An 18,999-nucleotide genomic window follows, 5' to 3' on the forward strand; every position below is an offset into this window, starting at 1 on the left:
CCGACCCTGGACCGGCAACCACCAGTGCCGGTTACCAGCCCCGGGCTCGCCAGTCCGGAAGGCTGGGGCGCTCGGCGCCGAGGGTGGTGTCGTCGCCGTGGCCGGGGTAGACGACGGTGTCGTCCGGGTAGCGATCGAAGAGTTTGGCCGAGACATCGGTGAACAGGGAGGTGAACTCTTCCGGGGAGGTGGTACGCCCGACGCCGCCGGGGAACAGCGAGTCCCCGGTGAACAAGTGGGTGCGTCCCGCCCCGTCGGTGAGCGCGAGGGTGATCGAGCCCGGCGTGTGCCCACGCAGGTGGACGACTTCGAAGACCAGGTCGCCGATCGTGACGGTGTCGCCCTCGTCGAGCAGCCGGTCGGGGCGGACCGGCAGCGGGTCGGCGTCGAGCGGATGCGCCGCGGTGGGCGCCCCGGTGGCGGCGGTGGTCTCCCGCAGCGCCATCCAGTGGTCACGATGCTGATGGGTGGTGACGATCAGCTGGACCTGACCCGGCGCCTCCTGTTCGACGAGCGCCGCGATGCGCGGCGCCTCGTTGGCCGCGTCGATGAGCAGGGCTGCGCCGGTGCTGGCGCATTGCACCAGGTAGCAGTTGTTGTCCATGCCGCCGACGGACATCTTGACGATGCGGGCGCCGGGGACATCGCGCTGCTGCGGATCGGAATCCGGGGACACGTGGCCGCTGTAGGAGCGATCGATGGTGATCACGAAACGATGCTAGCGAGCTAGATTCGTGCCATGTCACTGCCGCCGCGGATCGGCCTCGTTCGCTTGCTCGCGACCAGCGTCCTGTCGGCCGCGATCGCCCTGCTCGGCGTTCCGGAGAGCGCGGCGGAACCGCCGGCGCGGATGAACACCTACGTGGAGGATTTCGCGGGCGCGCTGGACCAAGGGCAGCTCGATCGGGTGCGTGGTGCGGTGGACCAGCTCTACGCCGACCAGCAGATCCGGTTGTGGGTGGTGTACGTGCGCGGCTTCGACGGGCTCGATCCGCAGCAGTGGGCCCAGCGCACCGCTTCGATCTCCGGGTTCGGCGAACGCGACCTGCTCCTCGCGGTCGCCACCGAGGACCGCGCGTACTGGCTGGAGGGTGAACTGCCCGGCGGCGTCAGCGATTCCGAACTCGACAGCATGCTGATCGGCGAGGTCGAGCCCGCCCTGCGCGATGGGCGGTGGGCCGACGCGGGGATCGCGACGGCCGACGGGCTGGACGCGGCCATCCGCGGTGGCGGGGTGAGCGTCCGCGCGCTGCTCGTCATCGCTCTGCTGATCGTTCTGGTGGCAGCGGGCCTCGTCTGGTATGCGCGCAAACGGCGTCGTGACCGAGCCGAGGCCGAGCTGGCGGCGGCGCGGCAACTGGATCCGGAGAACACGACGGCGCTGGCCGCGCTGCCGCTGGAAGCGCTGCACGCCCGCTCCCGGGAGGCGCTGGTGGAGATCGACAACGCGATCCGCACCAGCGGCGAGGAACTCGAACTCGCCACCGGCGAGTTCGGCGCCACCGCCACCACGCCCTTCCGCACCGCGCTCGACAACGCGAAAACCGCTGCCGCCGAGGCCTTCGCGATCCGGCAGCGTCTCGACGACGCGATCCCGGAGACCCCCGAAGAACAGCGCTCGCTGCTGGTCGACCTGATCGGCACGGTGGGGCGCGCCGACCGCGAACTCGACGCGCAAGTGGCCGAATTCGACGCCATGCGCGATCTGCTGCTGGACGCCGCGGGCCGGCTGGACGCGCTGACCAGGGACATCGTCGACGTCACCGCCCGGACGCCAGGCTCGGAAGCCGAGCTCAACCGGCTCGCCGCCACTCATCCGGCCGGTGTCCTCGCGCCGATCGCGGACAACGTGCGGATGGCGCGGGAGCGCATCGCGTTCGCGGAGCGGAACATCGACGCGGGCCGGTCGGCGCTCGCCGAGCCGGTCGGCGAGCAAGGCGGCGCGGTGGCCGCCATTCGTTCCGCCGAAGCCGCGATCGGGCAGGCCCGCGCGCTGCTCGACGCGGTCGACAACGCGTCGAGCGCCATCCAGCAGGCCCGCGACGGCCTACCGGCTGTGCTGGACGAGTTGCGCCGCGACCTCACCTCCGCCGCCGAGCTCTCCACCTATGGTGGGCCGGACCTGGCGGATGCCCGCACCACGGCGCAGTCCGCGCTGGAAAAGGCGACGTCCACGGCAGACACCGATCCGCTGAGCGCCTTCCACGACGCGGTCGCCGCCGACGCCGATCTCGACCGCGCCCTCGCCGCCGCCACCGACCGCAAACTCGCCGTCGAGGATCTGCGGCGCAGGCTCGACAGCGCACTCGGCGACGCCCGTGCCCGGATCGGCTCGGCCGCCGACTACGTGACCACTCGGCGCGGCGGCATCGACGCCGAAGCGCGCACCCGCCTCTCCGAAGCTCAGCGCAACCTCGACGAGGCGCTGCGGGTGGGCGCGAGCGATCCGGCCCGGGCACTGCGGCACGCGCAGGCGGCGGCGGATCTGGCCGGGCGCGCCCTCCAGGCGGCTCAGGCCAGTGTGCGGGCATGGGAGGCGCAGCAGGCCCCCGCCGGTGGCGCGCAGGCGGGGGCGGTGCTCGGCGGCATCCTGCTCGAAGGATTGCTGCGCGGGGCGGCCGGTGGCGCGCGGCACACCGGAGGCGGCTGGAGCCCAGGCTCGTTCGGTGGTTCGTCCGGCTCCCGGCGGATCGGTCGCGGCGGGAGATTCTGATCGCTGCTCGACCCTGACCTGTCGACGCCGTAGACGGTTATCGCTTCCACCAGACGGGACAGATCGGCTCGATCGCATCGTAGGATCTCGGGTTCACTTCGGAACAGGTGCAGGATCCGCGACGAACGGGGGGCGGCGCGGAATTGCGCGGCATGCTGATGCTCCGCCGCACCGAACCGGGTCGGCACGCCGGATCAGCGGGCGCCGACCGCCGCCATGGCGGTCAGCTCCGCCTGCACCGCCTCGGGCAGGCCCTCGGCGTGCGCGCCGCCGCCGAGCACGCCGACGGCCAACTCGCCTGCGAAGGTGTAGGCGAGGAAGGTGACCGCGGCCGACGCGCCCGCGGACGGGCGGGGATGCGCCGAGACGTAGATGATCTCGTAATCGGTGAACTCGAGGCCCGCGGGCATGCGGAACACCGGGACGACGCCGGTGTTGGTCACCGCGATGTGTCCGACCAGCGAGTGAATCCTGTTCGCGCCGTAATAATCCGGAAAGTGCAGCACGGACTGCTGCACGACGCCGTCGGCCAGCTCGCGCGTCAGGCGGGCCGAAATGCGCTGCGCCAGTTCGAGCGGGCTGGCCGCGGGATCCACCTGCGCGGCGAAGGAAGCCAGACCGGCCATGTTGGTGCCCGCCGACGCGGCGACCTGAGGCTCCAGCCGGGTACGCAGGTCGACGGGATACAGACAACCCGAATGTGCCGCGCCGCCCACGGTCTCCCGTGCGTGAGCGCGTAGCAAAGCGGCGGTGAGCAAGCCGTTCACCGTCACGCCGGCTCTGCGTCCGAGCTCGACGATCCGGGCGGTGGCCTCCCGGTTCAGCCGCACACGTACCGGGCGGGCGAGCGTGCTCGGCGCCGGCGGCGCGCTGTCGGACGGCACCTCCCGGGCCTCGGGCGGAAGCGGCTTGGTCACGTCCTCGAACCCGGACGTCGCGGTCCTGGTGATGCCGCGCGCCGCGAGGTGCCACTCCAATGATTGCGGGATCTCTTGGGGCGCAGAGTCTATGGATTGCCGTTCGATTATGCCGGTATAGAAGTCCCACAGTCGCGACAACAGCTCGACGCAATGGCCTGCGTCGGCGACGCTGTGGTGCGCGAACAGCGTGACCCGCCATTCGTCCGCGCCCGAGCCGACGACGTCCAGATAGGCCAGTTGCGCCGCCGGATCCACTGAAGGAGTGTCGATCACCGCCGCGTCACCCTCGCGCACGGAGAGCGGAGTCCACGCCGCCTCGTCCGGGGCGAGTAGATAGCCCTGTCCGGCGGCGTCTTCCACGAGTCTGCAGCCGATCACCGGATACCCGCGCCGCAACGTCGCGAATGCCTCCCGCAGCGCGATCACATCGAGCGCTCCCCGCACCGACACCGACCGGCCCGTGTAGGTGCCGTGCCGCACGAACCGCTGCTCCGACGGAGCCAGCACCCGAACCAGAGAATCCTCATCCCACAACACATCGCAAGGGTGCGGCACCACCGCCACGGGTGCAAACCGACCGGGCGGACGGATGCGGAAGACTGCCGGTATGAGTCTCGCGGCGCGTTTGGAGCAGATCGGCCTGTCCTCGGTGGAGGAACAGCTCAACCATCCCACCGTGGTGGGTATCGCCGAGGGCACCCTGCCCGAACCGGTCTTCCGGTCCTGGCTGGAGCAGGATTACCTCTTCCTGCTCGACTACGTGCGGGTGTTCGCCCGCTTGGCATGGCAAGCTCCGCAGGCTCATCTGGGCGACCTGGTCGACCTGGCGCACGCCACCTACCACGAGGAGCTGTCACTGCACCGCTCGCTGGCCGCCGAGTTCGGGGCGGATCTCGACGGCGCCACCAAAGGCGCGCCGTGCGCGGCGTACACGGCGTTTCTCCTGGACTCCGCCGCGTCCTACGGTGCGGGGCTCGCCGCCCTCTACCCGTGCATGTGGGGGTACTCCACGCTGGGCGCGCGACTGGCACAGCGCCCGCCCGCCGAACCGCGCTACCGCCGCTGGGTGGACACCTACGCCGATCCGGGCTTCGCCGCCCTCACCCGCCGCTGCGCGCAGATGATCGATGAATCCGGAGCCGACCCGGCCCGCGCGGAGGAGCTGTTCCGCGAAGGGCTGCGGCACGAACTCGCGTTCTGGGACGTTCCGCTGAATCCATCCGGCCAGGATGAGTGACTTACGCTGACAACGTGAGTCAGGATCACGTGCGGGCATCCGACGCCGATCGGGAGAAGATCGTCGACCGATTGCGTCAGGCGATGAACGAGGGCAGGCTGTCGCTGCCCGAATTCGACGAACGGCTGCAACAGGTGTATGCCGCCAAGACCTATGGCGAATTGACGCCGTTGCTGTCCGACCTTCCCGCACAACGGGAATCGCAGCATGCGCGCGCGCCAGGCGTACCCCAGTGGATCACGATCATGTGGACGCCGTGGGTGTTCGTCAACGTGCTGTGCGTGGCGATCTATCTGGCCACCGGCGCGGGCTACTTCTGGCCGTTCTGGGTGGCGGTGCCGTGGGGACTCGCGCTGCTGATCCCCACCACGATCGGCATGATCACCCGCAAGAAGAGCTGCTGAACGCCGGCGCCCCGTAGCCGATCACGACCACGGGGCGCAACGGCGGACTCAGGCGCCGATCAGGTGCTGGGCCAGGTAGCCCTCCACCTTGTCCAGCGCGATGCGCTCCTGGGTCATCGTGTCGCGCTCGCGGATGGTCACCGCCTGGTCCTCGAGCGTCTCGAAGTCGACGGTGATGCAGAACGGCGTGCCGATCTCGTCCTGGCGGCGGTAGCGGCGTCCGATCGCGCCCGCGTCGTCGAACTCGACGTTCCAGTTCTTGCGCAGTTGCGCGGCCAGGTCTTTCGCCTTCGGCGTGAGATCGGAGTTGCGCGAGAGCGGCAGCACCGCCGCCTTCACCGGCGCGAGGCGGCGATCCAGGCGCAGCACCGTGCGGGTGTCCACGCCGCCCTTGGCGTTGGGCGCCTCGTCCTCGGCGTAGGCGTCGACCAGGAACGCCATCAGAGATCGGGTGAGGCCCGCCGCGGGCTCGATGACGTACGGGACGTAGCGCTCGTTGGTCGTCTGGTCGAAGAAGCTCAGCTCGGTTCCGGAGTGCTCGGAGTGCGTCTTGAGGTCGAAGTCCGTGCGGTTGGCGATGCCCTCCAGCTCACCCCACTCGTTGCCCTGGAAGCCGAAGCGGTACTCGATGTCGGTGGTGCCCGCCGAGTAGTGCGAGAGCTTGTCCTTCGGGTGCTCGAACAGCCGCAGGTTCTCCGCGGCGATGCCGAGATCGGTGTACCAGGAGAACCGCGTCTCGACCCAGTATTTGTGCCACGCCACGTCCTCGCCCGGCTTGACGAAGTACTCCATCTCCATCTGCTCGAACTCGCGGGTGCGGAAGATGAAGTTGCCCGGCGTGATCTCGTTGCGGAAGCTCTTGCCGATCTGCGCGATGCCGAACGGCGGCTTCTTGCGCGCGGTCGTCATCACGTTGGCGAAGTTCACAAAGATGCCCTGGGCGGTTTCCGGGCGCAGGTAGTGCAGGCCCTCCTCGGACTCGATCGGGCCGAGGTAGGTCTTGAGCATCATGTTGAAGTCGCGCGGCTCGGTCCAGCGGCCGACGGTGCCGCAGTTCGGGCACGCGATGAGCTCCATCGAGACCGTGTCCGGGTCATCGATCTTGTTCTTCAGCGCGTACGCCTCCTGCAGGTGGTCCTGCCGGAAGCGGTGGTGGCAGTTCAGGCACTCGACCAGCGGGTCGTTGAACACGCCGACGTGACCGGAGGCGACCCACACCTGGCGGGGCAGGATCACCGAGGAGTCGAGACCGACGACGTCCTCGCGGCCGGTGACCATGGCGCGCCACCACTGCTTCTTGATGTTCTCCTTGAGCTCCACGCCCAGCGGCCCGTAATCCCACGCCGACTTGGTGCCTCCGTAGATCTCACCGCACGGGTACACCAGACCCCGGCGCTTGGCGAGGTTGGCAACGGTGTCCACCTTCGACTTGGGTGCCACGCGAGAATTCTCCATCCACTGCGAGTCGGAATTTTGCATTGCATGAACACGATAGTTTTGTGTCGATGCTGCGATTGTGCCCAGCCTATCGGCAGGCCCGGCGCCGGTCTCAACCGCACGGTTCGGCGCGCCCGTTTGACATGCGCACCTGTGCATACGCAAACTGGTAATGCTTTCCATTAAGGAGTTGGTGACATGACCGCCGAGACCGCCCCGGCACCGCCGCACAACCCGTATCGGTCGCCCGGCCCGGCGCCGGTACCCGCAAGATCCGTGCTGGAGGACGCGGGTGAGTTGTTGCGGGCGCTGGCAGCGCCGGTTCGGATTGCTATCGTGCTCCAGTTGCGCGAGTCACCGCGGTGTGTGCACGAATTGGTCGACGCGCTCGGTGTCACGCAACCACTGGTCAGTCAGCATCTGCGTATCCTCAAGGCCGCCGGTGTCGTGCACGGTGAGCGTTCGGGTCGCGAGGTGCTCTACGAACTCGTCGACGACCATCTGGCGCACATCGTCGTCGACGCCGTCGCGCACGCCGAGGAAGGGTGATTCGTGCCAGACAACACGACCGTTCCACAGAAACCGGTCGGTATCCGCAGCACCAGGCAGCGCAGCGCCATCGCCGCACTGCTCGGTGACATCGATGAGTTCCGCTCCGCCCAGGACCTGCACGACGAGTTGCGCAAGCGCGGCGAGGGCATCGGGCTGACCACGGTCTACCGGACGCTGCAGTCGCTGGCCGACGCGGGCATGGTCGACGTGCTGCGCACCGACTCCGGCGAGTCGGTCTACCGCCAGTGCTCCACCGGCCATCATCACCACCTGGTGTGCCGGCATTGCGGCCACACCGTGGAGGTGGAGGGCCCGACGGTGGAGGCATGGGCCGAGGCCATCGCCGGCGAGCACGGCTTCAGCGAGATCAGCCACACCCTCGAGGTGTTCGGCACCTGCACGACATGCGGGGCGGCGCGCCGTCGCGACGTCTGATCCACCCGGTTCCCGGCGTGTCCGGTTAACGCGGCTTCCACCAGCGGAGATTCACCGGCGAGATCCTCGAACGCCCGGGCCGAGCCGAGCCCGGCACGGGGGATCCGCCATCTGCTGGGGAGGCAGCGTGTCAACGACCATCGACTCATCCATCCACCCGGTGCGCCGCCGGGCCGTGATCGTCGCCGGGGCCGCGCTCGTCGTGGTCTCGGCGATGCTCCTCTCGGCATGCGAGGACAAGGACGGCACGCCGGTGGCCGTCTCCTCGACGCCCACTTCCGTGGTCGCGGTCCGGCCGGGCGCGGACAGCGGGCAGTCGACCGTCCGCACCGTCGGCAAGACCGGCTGGTACGACGGATTCGACATCACCGTGGACAAGGCGACCGTCGTGCCGGACGAATACGGTGGCGCGAAGCTGCGCATCGACATCACCTACAAGAACACCACCCTCGACGACCACACCCTGAGCATCACGCCGTCGCTGCTGGTCGGCAGAGAAGTGGATGGCGGGGCGATCTTCGACAGCCCGGCGGTGCCCGGCAACGGCTCGGCCACGGGCAACGCGACGACGTCCGTCCCGTCGGCCAAGGACGCCGAGCACCTCATCGACACGATGACCATCGTGTACGGCAAGGCCGCGGACAACCAGACCAAGATCCCGCTCGCCGCGGCGGGCAGGGTGGACAGCGTCCAGCCGAGGACATTGCCGATCAGCGGCACGCTGGTGCAGGACCAGACGACCATCCGAGTCACCGGCGGCAGAATCAGCCCGAGCTACACCGCGAACGAGAACGGCAAATCCGATCTGGCGCTGCGCATCGCGCTCGTCGGCGGAGCGGGCATCCCCGCGGGCGGCGCGAATATCTACTACGACTACTTCACCGTCCGAACCCCCGACGGCCAGACCGTGGCCGCCGACATCCGCGGCCCGATCAACGAGTTGCTCAACGCCAACGAGACCATCGACAACCCGAAGAACTACGTCGTCTTCGTGGTGCCCTCCCCCGGGGCGGGCCCATACACGGTGACATATAACGCCCAGAGGGAAGAGGGCGCGTCCACCGCGCCCACACTGTCGTTCACGGTGGGCTGATCCGGTCGCCCGCCACCTTTTCGGCGGACCTTCCCCTGCCCCTCGAGGAATCCCGAGATGCGGCGGGGCAGCTACACCGGGACCAAGAGCCACAGCCGGTGCGTTCACTTGCTGAAGGGTTGCCCGTTGCACGGGAGGCGATGGGGACAACCACGTGTCACGTGTGACGCCGCAGTGAAAACACCTCAGGACCGACCCGCGAGCCGCTACGGTCCGAGTTGGGTCAAGGCGCCCACCCCCTGCGGGTGCCCACCCACCCGGGGGGTGGACACTCTCCACCCCCCGGGGCCCAAGCGCTTGGACCGTGTCGGCCGAGGACATCTCACATTTCGTACTGTCCTGCCACCGAACCGGGCCACGTCCTCGGGAAACGATACGGTCGCCGCAACCTCCCGGATAGAGAGTGTTGCGACGACCGCGTGAACCCGAGTCACAGTACGACTCTGCGCCGGTGCTCGGTTCAGCCGACCGGAACCGCGGTCCGAGCCGATGCCGGCGTCTCGGCCGGGCGACCGCGCAGCGCGGCGACTCCGAGCAGCGCGAGCGCCAGCGCGCTCCAGACCAGCAGCACCGCCAGCGGTCCGGTCGCGGCGGCGCCGTCGAAGAACGCGACCGAACGCAGCAACGACGCGGCCGCGCCCGGCGGCAGCAACTGCCCGACGGCGCCCCACGGCTGCGGCAGCAGCTCCGGCGCGGACGTGGCCGCCGAGAACGGATTGCCGATCAGCAGCATGGTGAGCGCGGCGATACCGATCCCGGCACGTCCGAGCACCGCGGCGAGGCCGACGACCGCACCGGCGACCGCGAACGACACCAGCCCCGCGACCGCCGCGAGCATCGAGTACGACCCGGGCACCACCGACATCCAGCCCTGGATGATCGCCATCCCGAGCAGTCCACCCGCGACGCCGAAGGTGGCCAGCCCGATCACCTTTCCTCCGATTCCCGGGATCAGCAGAGACAGAAGCACGCCTGCCGCGATGCCGGACATCACCAGCGGCAGCACCATCGCACCGAACGCGGTGCCACGCGGGTCGTCCGAGTCGGCGGCCACCACGTCCTCGACCCGGGCGGCGGGTGCGCCGGAGAGCTGCTGCCCGATCTGGGTGAGTTGCTGTGCGACAGCGGGACTGGCGCCGGAGGCGACCAGCACGCGCGGCGGTCCGTCGCCGGTGACGATCGCCCCGTAGACCTCCCTGTCCTCGATCGCGGCGCGAGCGGCGGCCTCGTCCGCGGGGGTGGTGATCTTGAATGCGCCAGGACTGTGCTCGGCTAGCTTGCCGGTGACCATCGCGGCCTGCGGACCGGTGACGGCCATCGGCAGGTCACGAGGCGCGATGTTCGCGGCAGGCCAGGCGAAAGCGATCAGCATCAGCGCCTGGAGCAGAGCGGCGCCGATGCCCAGCGCGAACGCCCGCTGCGTGGTGTTCATGACCTTCTCCTAAAAATCGAATGCTCGTTCTTTTTAGTTGGGCATACGGTCGCATGGGACCGGAAAGTTGTCAAGAACGGATATTCGTTTTATTTTTGGCCTATGCCCCGAGTCAGCGAAGCGCACATGGAACGCCGCAGGCAGCAGATTCTGGACGCCGCCCGGCTCTGCTTCGCCCGCAGAGGGTTCCACGAGACGTCCATGCAGGACGTGTTCGCGCAGTCGGGGCTCTCGGCCGGTGCGGTCTACCGGTACTTCAAAAGCAAGGACGAGCTGATCACGGCACTCGCCACGGAGACGACAGTATCGCTGCGCGTGGCCATGGCCGACGCGATCGGCCGCGACCCGCTGCCCACGCCCGCCGAGCTGATCACCGTGATCGCCGAGGAGGTCGTGCGGCGCAGCGGCCCCGACGGGCCGGTGCGCCTGGCGCCGCAGGCGTGGGCGCTGGCGCTGGTGCATCCGGGGGCGGCCGTGATGGTGCGCGAGACGATGATCTCGATGCGCGCGCTCTGGGTGACCTACGCCGAGCGCATGCGCGACAAGGGCTGGCTACCCGCGGACGCCGACCTCGACGCCGTGGCCAAAGCGATCATCGGGCTGCTGCCGGGATTCATCCTCCAGCACCTCATCCTCGACGACCTCGACCCGCAGACGCTGGCGCGCGGCGTGCGCACCCTGCTGCCCTACGGCGAAACCACCGGCACGAACGACGGCTGACGGCCGTCGCGGTCGATCGAAGCGTTCCGCACGCGCACGGCTTCACCCCGCGGGGTCGTGCCGGATCACCCGCGACCCCCTCCGCACGCGCCGCACGACAGATGTCGCGCCCTCCTCAGGGCAGCAGACCCTGCCTGGCTCGGCTCGCGTTGGACAACACGAGCAGCAGCATGGTGGTGAGCGCCTGGTCGTCCAGGCCGGCGGCGGGGAAGGTGTAGCGCAAGATGACATCGGCGAGCCCGCCGCGGGCGATGACGGTGAGCGACCCGAATTGCAGCGCGTTGTTGCGCTCCGCGACGCGCTTGTGCAGCTGCGCCTTCAGCGGACGGTCCCAGGCCAGCACACAGGTGAGACTCAGCACGTCCAAGCCGGGCGCCAGGGTCACCGCGCGCAGCGAGGACAGCGCGCCCTCGTACTCGAATCCCAGCGACCCTTCGGGGTCGACCCGCACGTCGATGCCGTAGCTCGACAGGCATGCCCCGGCCCGCGCCTGGAGTTCCCGATCCGGCGTCACCGCTGCGTCCATGTCCGACCCGCCGTTCACTTGGTGCCGCCGAAACGGCGGTCCCGGGAAGCGTACTGGAGGCATGCCTCCCACAGGTTGCGCCGATCGAAGTCGGGAAACAGCGTGTCCTGGTAGACGAATTCGGCGTAGGCCGACTGCCAGAGGAGGAAGTTGGAGCTGCGGAACTCACCCGACGGGCGCAGGAACAGGTCCACGTCCGGCATGTCGGGCTCGTCGAGGTATCTCGCCACCGTCGCCTCGGTGACCTTCTCCGGATCGATCTCGCCCGCCGCCACCCGGCGCGCGATCTCCCTTGCCGCGTCGGCGATTTCGGCGCGGCCGCCGTAGTTGACGCACATGGTCAGCGTCATCACCGTGTTGTCCTTGGTGAGCTCCTCGGCGATCTCCAGTTCCTTGATCACGCTGCGCCACAGGCGCGGTCGCCGACCGGCCCAGCGCACCCGCACACCCATCTCGTGCATCTCGTCCCGGCGCCTGCGGATGACGTCGCGGTTGAAGCCCATGAGGAAGCGCACCTCCTCGGGGCTGCGCCGCCAGTTCTCGGTGGAGAACGCGTAGGCCGACAGCCACTTGACGCCGATCTCGATACAGCCCTCGACGGTGTCCATCAGCACCGCCTCGCCGCGCTCGTGCCCGGCGGTGCGCGGCAGCCCGCGCTCCTGGGCCCAGCGCCCGTTGCCGTCCATGACGAGCGCGACGTGGTTGGGCACCAGTTCCGGCGGCAGTTGCGGCGGCCGAGCTCCCGACGGGTGCGGCGCGGGCGGGCGGACGGCGCCCGCGTGCTCGGGCGCGGTCGCGGTGGCGGAATCTCGGCGGCGGATCACGGCCTCCATCCTGCCTGATCGCTTCCGCCGCCCCTACCGCCGCGTTGCTTCCTGCCGAATTCCGCGGTTCCACCGGCGCCGGTGACTTATTCTTTTCCCTATCGTGATACTGGGGAGGGGTTTCTCGAACGTGACCGATTTACCAGGCACCGCGACCGCGGCGGGCTTCCGGGCCACTCGTGAACTGCTCGGCCTTCCGGTGCCATGGTGTGCACGGTTCTTCGCGGTCGCGGAACGCACCGTCGAGCGGTGGGAGAAGGGGGCCTTCCAGATTCCCGACATCGTGGCCCGGGAACTCGCCGCCATCGCGGACGAGACCGACCAGGTGGTCGAAGCCATGGTCGACGCCATCGACGCCGGGGAGATCTCGCCTCGCCTGCACACCTACCGCACCAACGACGACTACTGCAAGCACGAGCCGGATACCCGCTACCCGGCCACCTGGCATCGTGCCGTGTGCGCCCGGGTCATGATCGAGCTGCCCCAGGTAGAGCTTCAATTCGTGGAGTAGACGGCGCTTTGGACCGCTCGATCAACGGCAGAGTGCGCAGCTGGCGTTCCAGATGCCACTGCAAATGCGCCGCGACCAGGCCGCTGGCCTGTCGCCGCACCGCCTCGGGCGTCGTCTCGACCTGTTCCCACTCCCCGCGCAACAACGCGACCAGCAGGTCGAGCACCCCCGGCGCGGGCGTCGCCGCACCCGGGGGACGGCAATGCACACACACCGCGCCTCCGGCCGCGACATGGAAAGCGCGATGCGGACCGGGTGTCGCGCATTTGGCGCATTCGTCCAGTGCGGGCGCCCAGCCCGCGAAACCCATGGCGCGCAACAAGAACGCGTCCAGGATCAGTTCGTGCGGCCGTTGTTTGGCCGCGATGGCGCGCAGAGCGCTCGCGGTGAGCGCGTGCAGCCGGGGCGCGGGCGCGCGCTCCTCCCCGGCCAGCCGCTCGGCGGTCTCCAGTACCGCGCACGCGGTGGTGTAGCGCCCGTAGTCGTCGATGATGTCGGCGGCGAACGCCTCCATCGTGTGCACCTGGGTCACGGTGTCCAACGTGCGCCCGGGGTGCAGCTGCACGTCGATATAGGAGAACGGCTCCAACCGGGCACCGAACCTCGACTTGGTCCGCCGCACCCCCTTGGCGACCGCGCGAACCAGTCCATACTGCCGCGTGAGCAGCGTGACGATGCGGTCCGCCTCACCAAGCTTGTGCTGGCGCACCACAACCGCCTCGTCCCGATACAAACGCACGTGGTGAGTCTAATGCTGTGTTGGTTTTCCAGCGCCTGCGGCGCTGGGTGTTCGCGGCCCCTTTGTGGCTCGCGAAACGGCGGATGCTCGGTCTCGCTTCGCTCGAAACCGGGAGTTGGGGTGCGCTGGGGCGTCAGTGGTCGAACTCCGAACATCAGGCGCGGCTCGACCGGACGACCGAACCCGGAGGACGGTTCGCCGTACTAGTGCGGCCGCTCGCCGCACGACGCCAGAGCAGTTCGGTGCGCGGGCCTCACCTGGCCAGGAAGTGCCAGCCGAGCCATGCCCATACGAGCACGGCGGTGATTCTCATTGTTCGCGTGCCGGTCAGGTACGCGATTGTTTCGCCGAGGGACGCGACCTGATCCCGGCGCAGCCGCGTCAGCACGACCGCGGTGAGCGCAGCCGCCGCGATCAGGCCGAATCCGAGGAGCACGATGGCCCGATCGCTCATCTCGACACCAGCCGCCAGCCTGCGCCCAGCCACAGCAGCCAGCCGGCGAGCCGCAGCGGCCACTGTTCGAGCGCCGGATCCAGCAGCGTGGACAATGTCGGGTGCTCGGCGCTCGGTTGATTCAGGGCGGGCTGCCGCAGCAATGCGTAGGTCTCCCACGCCAACACCGCGACCAGCAGTGTCGACCACACGGCCATGCCACGTCTGAGCCGGGTGGTGCACGGCGGCCGGTCGCTTCGCCCGCGGGAAGCCAGCGCCAGCGCGCCCAGCGCCGCCACCGCCACGATCGCGGTCGCCGGTCGGCTGAACGGGCGGGTCGCGGCACCGCCTGCCGCCAGGACGAGACCCACGATGAGCGGCGTCGCACGCCACGGGAGTCGATATGCCGAGCGCGCCGGTTGCTCAGTCACGTGCGCAGGATACGGCCGCGAGTGGCCGGATTCGCGGAGGCAAGGCTCGATCCCCCAGGCCCGGCGGGTCTTCGTGATCGTTCGGCTGCCGCGGCCACGCCGGAGCCACGAGCGAGCGGCGCCCACCGAGATCGACGCGCGCCGAGCGCAGCCGGGACGGTTCAGCCGCTGGTGCGCATGAGTCCGGAGATCAGCAACAGCACCGACTGCTGGGCCTGGGCGCGGGCGAGATCGGGGTCTTCGGCGTGCGCGACGATCAAGGAGGCCTCGCTGATCACGCTGACGACGAGCTGAGCCAGTACGGGGACAGGGGCATCGGCGATCAACCCGGCGGCGCGGGCGCGCTCGAGTTGCCTGGTGATCAGGCCGAGGCCGTGCGCGGATTCGAATTCGCGCCAGGCCTGCCAGCCGAGCACGGCGGGAGCGTCGGTGAGGGCGATCCGCAGCATCGCCGGACGCTGGCAGATCTCCAGGAAAAGCGCGAGCCCCACCGCCATTCCGGCCATCACGTCCTCGGAATCGGCCCCCGCGATGGCGTTCTCGATCTCCTCGGTGATCTCGATCTCGATCTGCTCCAGCACCGCGAGGAACAGTCCACGTTTATCCCCGTAGTGATGGTGCAGCGCGCCTCGGGTGACGCCGGCCTCGGTGACCAGCTCTTCGGCCGAGGTTCCGGCGAAGCCGCGCTCGGTGAACAGGCGGCGTCCCGCCTGTTCGAGCGCGGCCCTGGTTGCGCGGGACCGGTCTTCCTGGCTACGGCGTGGCATGCAGCCGAGTGAACTCCAGGATCGATTCGGCGAGCAACTCGGGCTGGTCCTCCGACACGAAGGTGTAGGAGTCGTCGATGAGCTTCGGTTGCGCGTCCGGCAGGTCGTGGGCCAGGCGTTCGGCGAACGACACCGGGAACAGCCGGTCCTCGCGCGCCCAGGCCAACAGCACCGGGATGTCGACCTCGGCGAAGTGGCGCGCGGCTTCCAGCGTGTAGCGGCGATGCGCCGATTTCAGGAAGCGGCGCAGGTCTTTGCGGATCGCGGCGGAATTGCGGCTCGGCAGCAGATAGGAGTCCACGATCTCGGGCGGAACGGGCCGCTTGGTGACCCATCCGAAGGCCAGCGGCAGGCGGTGCAGCGCCCGGATCCGCAGCGCCTCGGTGAGGGGGCGCAGCGATCCCGGGATCTTCGCCAGCAGCGGAAGCGAGGTGAACGGCTGCGGCAGGAAGCTCTCGTAGCTGTCCACCGAGGCGAGCACGACGCGGCCGACGCGGGACCGGTCGCGGGTCAGCAGCACCTGGGTGATCGCTCCGCCGGTGTCGTTGGCGACCAGGGTGACGTCGGTGAGGTCGAGGCGTTCGAGAAACGCGGCGATGAGATCGGCGATGCCGATGGGGGTCAGTTCCGCGTCCGGGACCGGGATCTCGTGCGAGCCCAGCGGCCAGTCCGGCGCCAGGCAGCGGTATCCGGCCGCGGCGACCACGGGCACGACTTTGCGCCAGACGTCCGCGTTGACGAGCAGGCCGTGCACGAAGACGACCGGAGCGCCCTCTCCCGTCTCGTGATAGCGAATGCGGCCGCCGGGCAGATCCACCTCGTGGGTGCGGCCGAGAGCTGTGCTGGTTGCCATGGGTCCTCCCAATGGTCGGGGTTCCCCTCCACTGTTACATACATACCGTATGTATGTCCAGATGGGATGCGGCTCGACGGATCAGCGGAAGACAGCTTCGACCGCCGACCTCACCCAGGGCGCGCCCTACGGCGAGTGCAAGCACATTCACTGAGGCGATCCTCCGGTCGGGCAGCTCGCCCGAGCACCACATCGCCGCTGCGGCGCGTACCGCTCCGGGGAGGTGGGTGACCCGCCCCGCGAGCACCGCCCCGGTTCCCTCCCCACCACGGCCGAGCGGGGTCCCATGGCCGCGCACCGATATGGACGATTGACCAACTTCACGCTACCGTCTGGTGGATAACGACGAGACGGAGCTCACATGACGGTGTCCGATCCCGCACCCGGCACGCGGCGGATGGGGCTGGGGCTGGCCGAACTGGCGGCCGCGATCGCGGGCGGCGCGATCACGTCGACCGAGGCGGTCGGCGAGGCGCTGGATCGGATCGACGCGGCCCAGGGCACGCTCAACGCCTTCCGGATCGTGCGCCGCGAGCGGGCGCTGGCCGAGGCCGCCGACGCCGACCGGCGCTGGGCCGCGGGCGAACGGCTGCCACTGCTGGGGGTGCCCGTCGCGGTGAAGGACGACACGGATGTCGCGGGTGAGCCGACCGCGTTCGGCTGCGGCGGCGATTTCGCGCCGAAGACCGAGGACGCGGAATCGGTCCGCCGCCTGCGCGCCGCGGGCGCGGTGATCGTCGGAAAGACCAATACCTGCGAACTGGGCCAGTGGCCGTTCACCAGCGCCGCGTGGTTCGGGCACACCCGTAATCCCTGGGACCGCACCAGGACGCCGGGCGGGTCCTCCGGCGGCGCTTCGGCAGCCGTCGCGGCCGGATTGGTCCCGGCCGCCCTCGGGTCCGACGGCGCGGGCTCGATCCGCATCCCGGCCGCCTGGACGAATCTGGTCGGCATCAAGCCACAGCGCGGACGCATCTCGACTTGGCCGGAGGCCGAAGCGTTCTACGGCCTCACTGTGAACGGACCGCTGGCGCGCACCGTCGCGGACGCGGCGCTCCTGCTGGACGCTGCGGCCGGTCCACACCCGGGAGATTTGCACACGCCGGAGCCGATCAGCGCCTCGGACGCGGTGGACCGCGATCCGGGCCGGTTGCGCATCGCCCTCTCGCTGCGTATTCCGTTCACCGCGACCAGAACCGCCCTGGATCCCGAGGTCGAGCGAGCCGTGCGACGCACCGCCGATACTCTGCGCGAGCTCGGGCATACCGTGACCGTGGCCGACCTGCACTACGGCATCCTGATCGGCGCCTCGTTCCTGCCGCGTTCACTCGCCGGAATCCGGCGGGTGTACCACCGCATGCCCGGCCTCGAGGTAGACCCGCGCACCGCCGCCAACGCCCGGATCGGGCGCGTACTCGACGGCCCCGCCCTTTACGCGGCACGGCAACTGGAACCCCTGCTGCACAGGCGAATCGGCCACTTCTTCCGCGACTACGACGTCGTCCTCGCACCCACCACCGCGACTCCCCCGCCGCGCGCCGAGAAGATCGACGGCATCGGCGTCCACGCCACCAACAACCTCATCACCGCGGCCTGCCCCTACACCTGGCCCTGGAATGTCCTCGGCTGGCCGAGCGTCAACGTCCCCGCCGGCTTCACCACCGCCGGTCTCCCCGTCGGGGCCCAACTGATGGGCGCGGCGAATTCCGAACCTCTGCTGATCTCGTTGGCCGCCCAGCTCGAGTCGGAACTCCGATGGCACCGCCACCGCCCGGACCCTTGGTGGTGATCTGACTCGAATCCGGCTCGGGCCGTGCCGGTTCCGAACCGAGCGACGTGCCGAATCAGGCTCGGCATCCACCTGCGCGATGTACCTTGTGGGATGCGCCGAGTCCACGCATGTGTCGGTACGGCCGCCACAGTGCCCTCCCGGGTTCCGAGTGCCGATGCCGCGACTCTCGGCCGAACCCGGAACGCGAGGAGGGGCCCCGATGGCCGACCGTCATGCGGTAGACGCTCATGTCTCGGTGGTGCTCGACGAGGAACTACTGCCGACTCAGCGCCGCGGAGACGTATCCGCAGGCCAGTAACGCCTTAGATGATGCGATAGGGCCGAAGGCGTTGTCTTGCTGAGCAGATCCGACTTGATTGCACGGGCATATGCCCGCTTCGCCCAACACTTGAGCAACGAGATCAGGAGGATAGCGAGGGCTGATGCCGAGCACGGCGTCAGGCCCTTCGCTCGTGAAGCCGAGGGTGCGGCCCGAGTACTTTCCGACGCCGACAGAGGTTTTCGCCACAACTTCGATACCGGCGATCCGTCATTCCCGCGTCCGCTGCTGGGGCCCGGGTCCGCGCCACCGGATCGTTTCTACAACGGCGCTCGCCTGTGGCAAATCGATCAAGTGTTTCCCAGGGCATTTCGCGGACGAGAAGCCGCAGCCGAGGATGGCTATATCCGCACGGCGTCGCATAGCACCGCCGGAGACGTTGTATACCTGACCGACGGCACGGACATCGCCGGAGTGTACGGAACGATCACCAGCTGGACCGATGTCCGTGACGGCACGATGCGGTTCCACCCCGCTGGCATGGTCTTGGGTATCGACGCCAACCGTATCCGGGTGAATCCGATGATCGAAGAGGGGCATTCGGCGGCCAACTTCATCGAAGGCGTCAGCGACCGCGTATTCACCACCCCGGGCCGGGTAGACACATCCAAGATCGTCAGCGTCGAATTCCAGACTTACGACGACATCATCAACAACCCCGAGGTAACCCTGGTGGCCGACGGGTTCCCCGGCTTCGAAGGCTTGAGCCGAGAGGCGCTACGCGACCCCGCAGTAGTCGCCGATCGCCTCTCCACCATCGCCGACGCCGTGCGCAGGAACTACCCGACGATCGACGTCACCACCGGCGCCAACCATCTCTCCAGCGACGAAGCGATCAGAACCTTCCTGGCGACATGAGCA

At 69.1% G+C, this 18,999-nt stretch carries 21 protein-coding genes; 10 read left to right on the forward strand and 11 right to left on the reverse strand.

Annotation, left to right across the window (positions count from 1 at the left end; translation table 11 throughout):
• Window positions 1–31: 31 nt before the first annotated feature.
• The gene (locus tag NA8_RS05120; RefSeq protein ID WP_063049183.1) at window positions 32–709 is read right to left on the reverse strand and encodes an MBL fold metallo-hydrolase; all 678 of its coding nucleotides are present in this window, start codon (window positions 707–709) and stop codon (window positions 32–34) included.
• Window positions 710–739: 30 nt separating this feature from the next.
• Between NA8_RS05120 and NA8_RS05125 the strand changes: the two genes are divergently transcribed.
• Window positions 740–2,713, forward strand: a complete 1,974-nt coding sequence (locus tag NA8_RS05125; RefSeq protein ID WP_063049184.1) for a TPM domain-containing protein — start codon at window positions 740–742, stop codon at window positions 2,711–2,713.
• Window positions 2,714–2,907: 194 nt separating this feature from the next.
• On the opposite strand, the gene NA8_RS05130 is transcribed toward NA8_RS05125, so the two are convergent.
• Window positions 2,908–4,140 (reverse strand): phthiocerol/phthiodiolone dimycocerosyl transferase family protein, encoded by a 1,233-nt coding sequence (locus NA8_RS05130; protein WP_245663674.1) that lies wholly within the window; start codon window positions 4,138–4,140, stop codon window positions 2,908–2,910.
• Window positions 4,141–4,240: 100 nt separating this feature from the next.
• Here NA8_RS05130 and NA8_RS05135 point away from each other — a divergent pair, with 100 nt between their 5' ends.
• Together NA8_RS05135 and NA8_RS05140 are read left to right on the forward strand one after the other, a co-directional pair.
• Window positions 4,241–4,870 carry a TenA family protein gene (locus NA8_RS05135; protein ID WP_063049185.1) on the forward strand — a complete coding sequence of 210 codons (630 nt, stop codon included), beginning with the start codon at window positions 4,241–4,243 and terminating at the stop codon, window positions 4,868–4,870.
• Between the two features lie 14 nt (window positions 4,871–4,884).
• Window positions 4,885–5,274, forward strand: coding sequence for a DUF1707 domain-containing protein (locus NA8_RS05140; protein ID WP_063049258.1), 390 nt, complete (start codon window positions 4,885–4,887; stop codon window positions 5,272–5,274).
• A gap of 48 nt (window positions 5,275–5,322) precedes the next feature.
• On the opposite strand, the gene NA8_RS05145 is transcribed toward NA8_RS05140, so the two are convergent.
• Window positions 5,323–6,714: a glycine--tRNA ligase gene (locus NA8_RS05145; protein WP_063049259.1), complete on the reverse strand. Its 1,392-nt coding sequence runs from the start codon at window positions 6,712–6,714 to the stop codon at window positions 5,323–5,325.
• 195 nt (window positions 6,715–6,909) lie between these two features.
• Between NA8_RS05145 and NA8_RS05150 the strand changes: the two genes are divergently transcribed.
• The 3 genes from NA8_RS05150 to NA8_RS05160 all read left to right on the forward strand — a co-directional run bounded on the left by NA8_RS05150 (window position 6,910) and on the right by NA8_RS05160 (window position 8,791).
• Window positions 6,910–7,260 carry an ArsR/SmtB family transcription factor gene (locus NA8_RS05150; protein WP_040865632.1) on the forward strand — a complete coding sequence of 117 codons (351 nt, stop codon included), beginning with the start codon at window positions 6,910–6,912 and terminating at the stop codon, window positions 7,258–7,260.
• Between the two features lie 3 nt (window positions 7,261–7,263).
• Complete coding sequence (locus tag NA8_RS05155) at window positions 7,264–7,698, forward strand: Fur family transcriptional regulator (protein WP_063049186.1); 435 nt, start codon at window positions 7,264–7,266, stop codon at window positions 7,696–7,698.
• Window positions 7,699–7,825: 127 nt separating this feature from the next.
• Window positions 7,826–8,791 (forward strand): hypothetical protein, encoded by a 966-nt coding sequence (locus tag NA8_RS05160; RefSeq protein WP_157106539.1) that lies wholly within the window; start codon window positions 7,826–7,828, stop codon window positions 8,789–8,791.
• 460 nt (window positions 8,792–9,251) lie between these two features.
• On the opposite strand, the gene NA8_RS05165 is transcribed toward NA8_RS05160, so the two are convergent.
• Entirely contained in the window at window positions 9,252–10,223 is a 972-nt protein-coding gene (locus tag NA8_RS05165; protein ID WP_063049188.1) for a hypothetical protein, read from the reverse strand.
• A 102-nt stretch (window positions 10,224–10,325) separates the two neighbouring features.
• On the opposite strand from NA8_RS05165, the gene NA8_RS05170 reads away from it, so the two are divergent.
• Complete coding sequence (locus NA8_RS05170) at window positions 10,326–10,943, forward strand: TetR/AcrR family transcriptional regulator (RefSeq protein WP_063049189.1); 618 nt, start codon at window positions 10,326–10,328, stop codon at window positions 10,941–10,943.
• A gap of 115 nt (window positions 10,944–11,058) precedes the next feature.
• On the opposite strand, the gene NA8_RS05175 is transcribed toward NA8_RS05170, so the two are convergent.
• Together NA8_RS05175 and NA8_RS05180 are read right to left on the reverse strand one after the other, a co-directional pair.
• Window positions 11,059–11,469, reverse strand: coding sequence for a YbjN domain-containing protein (locus tag NA8_RS05175; RefSeq protein WP_063049261.1), 411 nt, complete (start codon window positions 11,467–11,469; stop codon window positions 11,059–11,061).
• A gap of 14 nt (window positions 11,470–11,483) precedes the next feature.
• Window positions 11,484–12,302 carry an isoprenyl transferase gene (locus tag NA8_RS05180; protein ID WP_245663675.1) on the reverse strand — a complete coding sequence of 273 codons (819 nt, stop codon included), beginning with the start codon at window positions 12,300–12,302 and terminating at the stop codon, window positions 11,484–11,486.
• Window positions 12,303–12,423: 121 nt separating this feature from the next.
• On the opposite strand from NA8_RS05180, the gene NA8_RS05185 reads away from it, so the two are divergent.
• A complete protein-coding gene (locus tag NA8_RS05185) occupies window positions 12,424–12,804 on the forward strand; it encodes an Aca2/YdiL-like domain-containing protein (RefSeq protein WP_063049190.1) in 381 nt (126 codons plus the stop codon).
• Here the strand turns inward: NA8_RS05185 and recO are convergent.
• The 5 genes from recO to NA8_RS05210 form a co-directional block, all read right to left on the reverse strand.
• Window positions 12,761–13,543, reverse strand: coding sequence for a DNA repair protein RecO (gene recO, locus NA8_RS05190; protein WP_063049191.1), 783 nt, complete (start codon window positions 13,541–13,543; stop codon window positions 12,761–12,763). The genes NA8_RS05185 and recO overlap by 44 nt on opposite strands.
• 253 nt (window positions 13,544–13,796) lie before the next feature.
• A complete protein-coding gene (locus tag NA8_RS05195; RefSeq protein ID WP_063049192.1) occupies window positions 13,797–13,997 on the reverse strand; it encodes a DUF6186 family protein in 201 nt (66 codons plus the stop codon).
• Entirely contained in the window at window positions 13,994–14,407 is a 414-nt protein-coding gene (locus NA8_RS05200) for a hypothetical protein (RefSeq protein WP_157106540.1), read from the reverse strand. The genes NA8_RS05195 and NA8_RS05200 overlap by 4 nt, the downstream gene beginning before the upstream one ends.
• Window positions 14,408–14,568: 161 nt before the next feature.
• Window positions 14,569–15,174, reverse strand: a complete 606-nt coding sequence (locus NA8_RS05205) for a TetR/AcrR family transcriptional regulator (protein WP_063049194.1) — start codon at window positions 15,172–15,174, stop codon at window positions 14,569–14,571.
• The gene (locus NA8_RS05210; protein ID WP_063049195.1) at window positions 15,161–16,027 is read right to left on the reverse strand and encodes an alpha/beta fold hydrolase; all 867 of its coding nucleotides are present in this window, start codon (window positions 16,025–16,027) and stop codon (window positions 15,161–15,163) included. Before NA8_RS05210 ends, NA8_RS05205 begins: the two co-directional genes overlap by 14 nt.
• A 361-nt stretch (window positions 16,028–16,388) precedes the next feature.
• Between NA8_RS05210 and NA8_RS05215 the strand changes: the two genes are divergently transcribed.
• Together NA8_RS05215 and NA8_RS05220 are read left to right on the forward strand one after the other, a co-directional pair.
• Window positions 16,389–17,816 carry an amidase gene (locus NA8_RS05215; RefSeq protein WP_063049196.1) on the forward strand — a complete coding sequence of 476 codons (1,428 nt, stop codon included), beginning with the start codon at window positions 16,389–16,391 and terminating at the stop codon, window positions 17,814–17,816.
• A 391-nt stretch (window positions 17,817–18,207) separates the two neighbouring features.
• On the forward strand, window positions 18,208–18,996 hold the full coding sequence (locus tag NA8_RS05220; protein WP_157106541.1) for a hypothetical protein: 789 nt from the start codon (window positions 18,208–18,210) through the stop codon (window positions 18,994–18,996).
• Window positions 18,997–18,999 lie beyond the last annotated feature (3 nt).

Origin of the sequence: Nocardia arthritidis NBRC 100137 (assembly GCF_001612765.1) — a bacterium.
Lineage (GTDB): Bacteria > Actinomycetota > Actinomycetes > Mycobacteriales > Mycobacteriaceae > Nocardia > Nocardia arthritidis.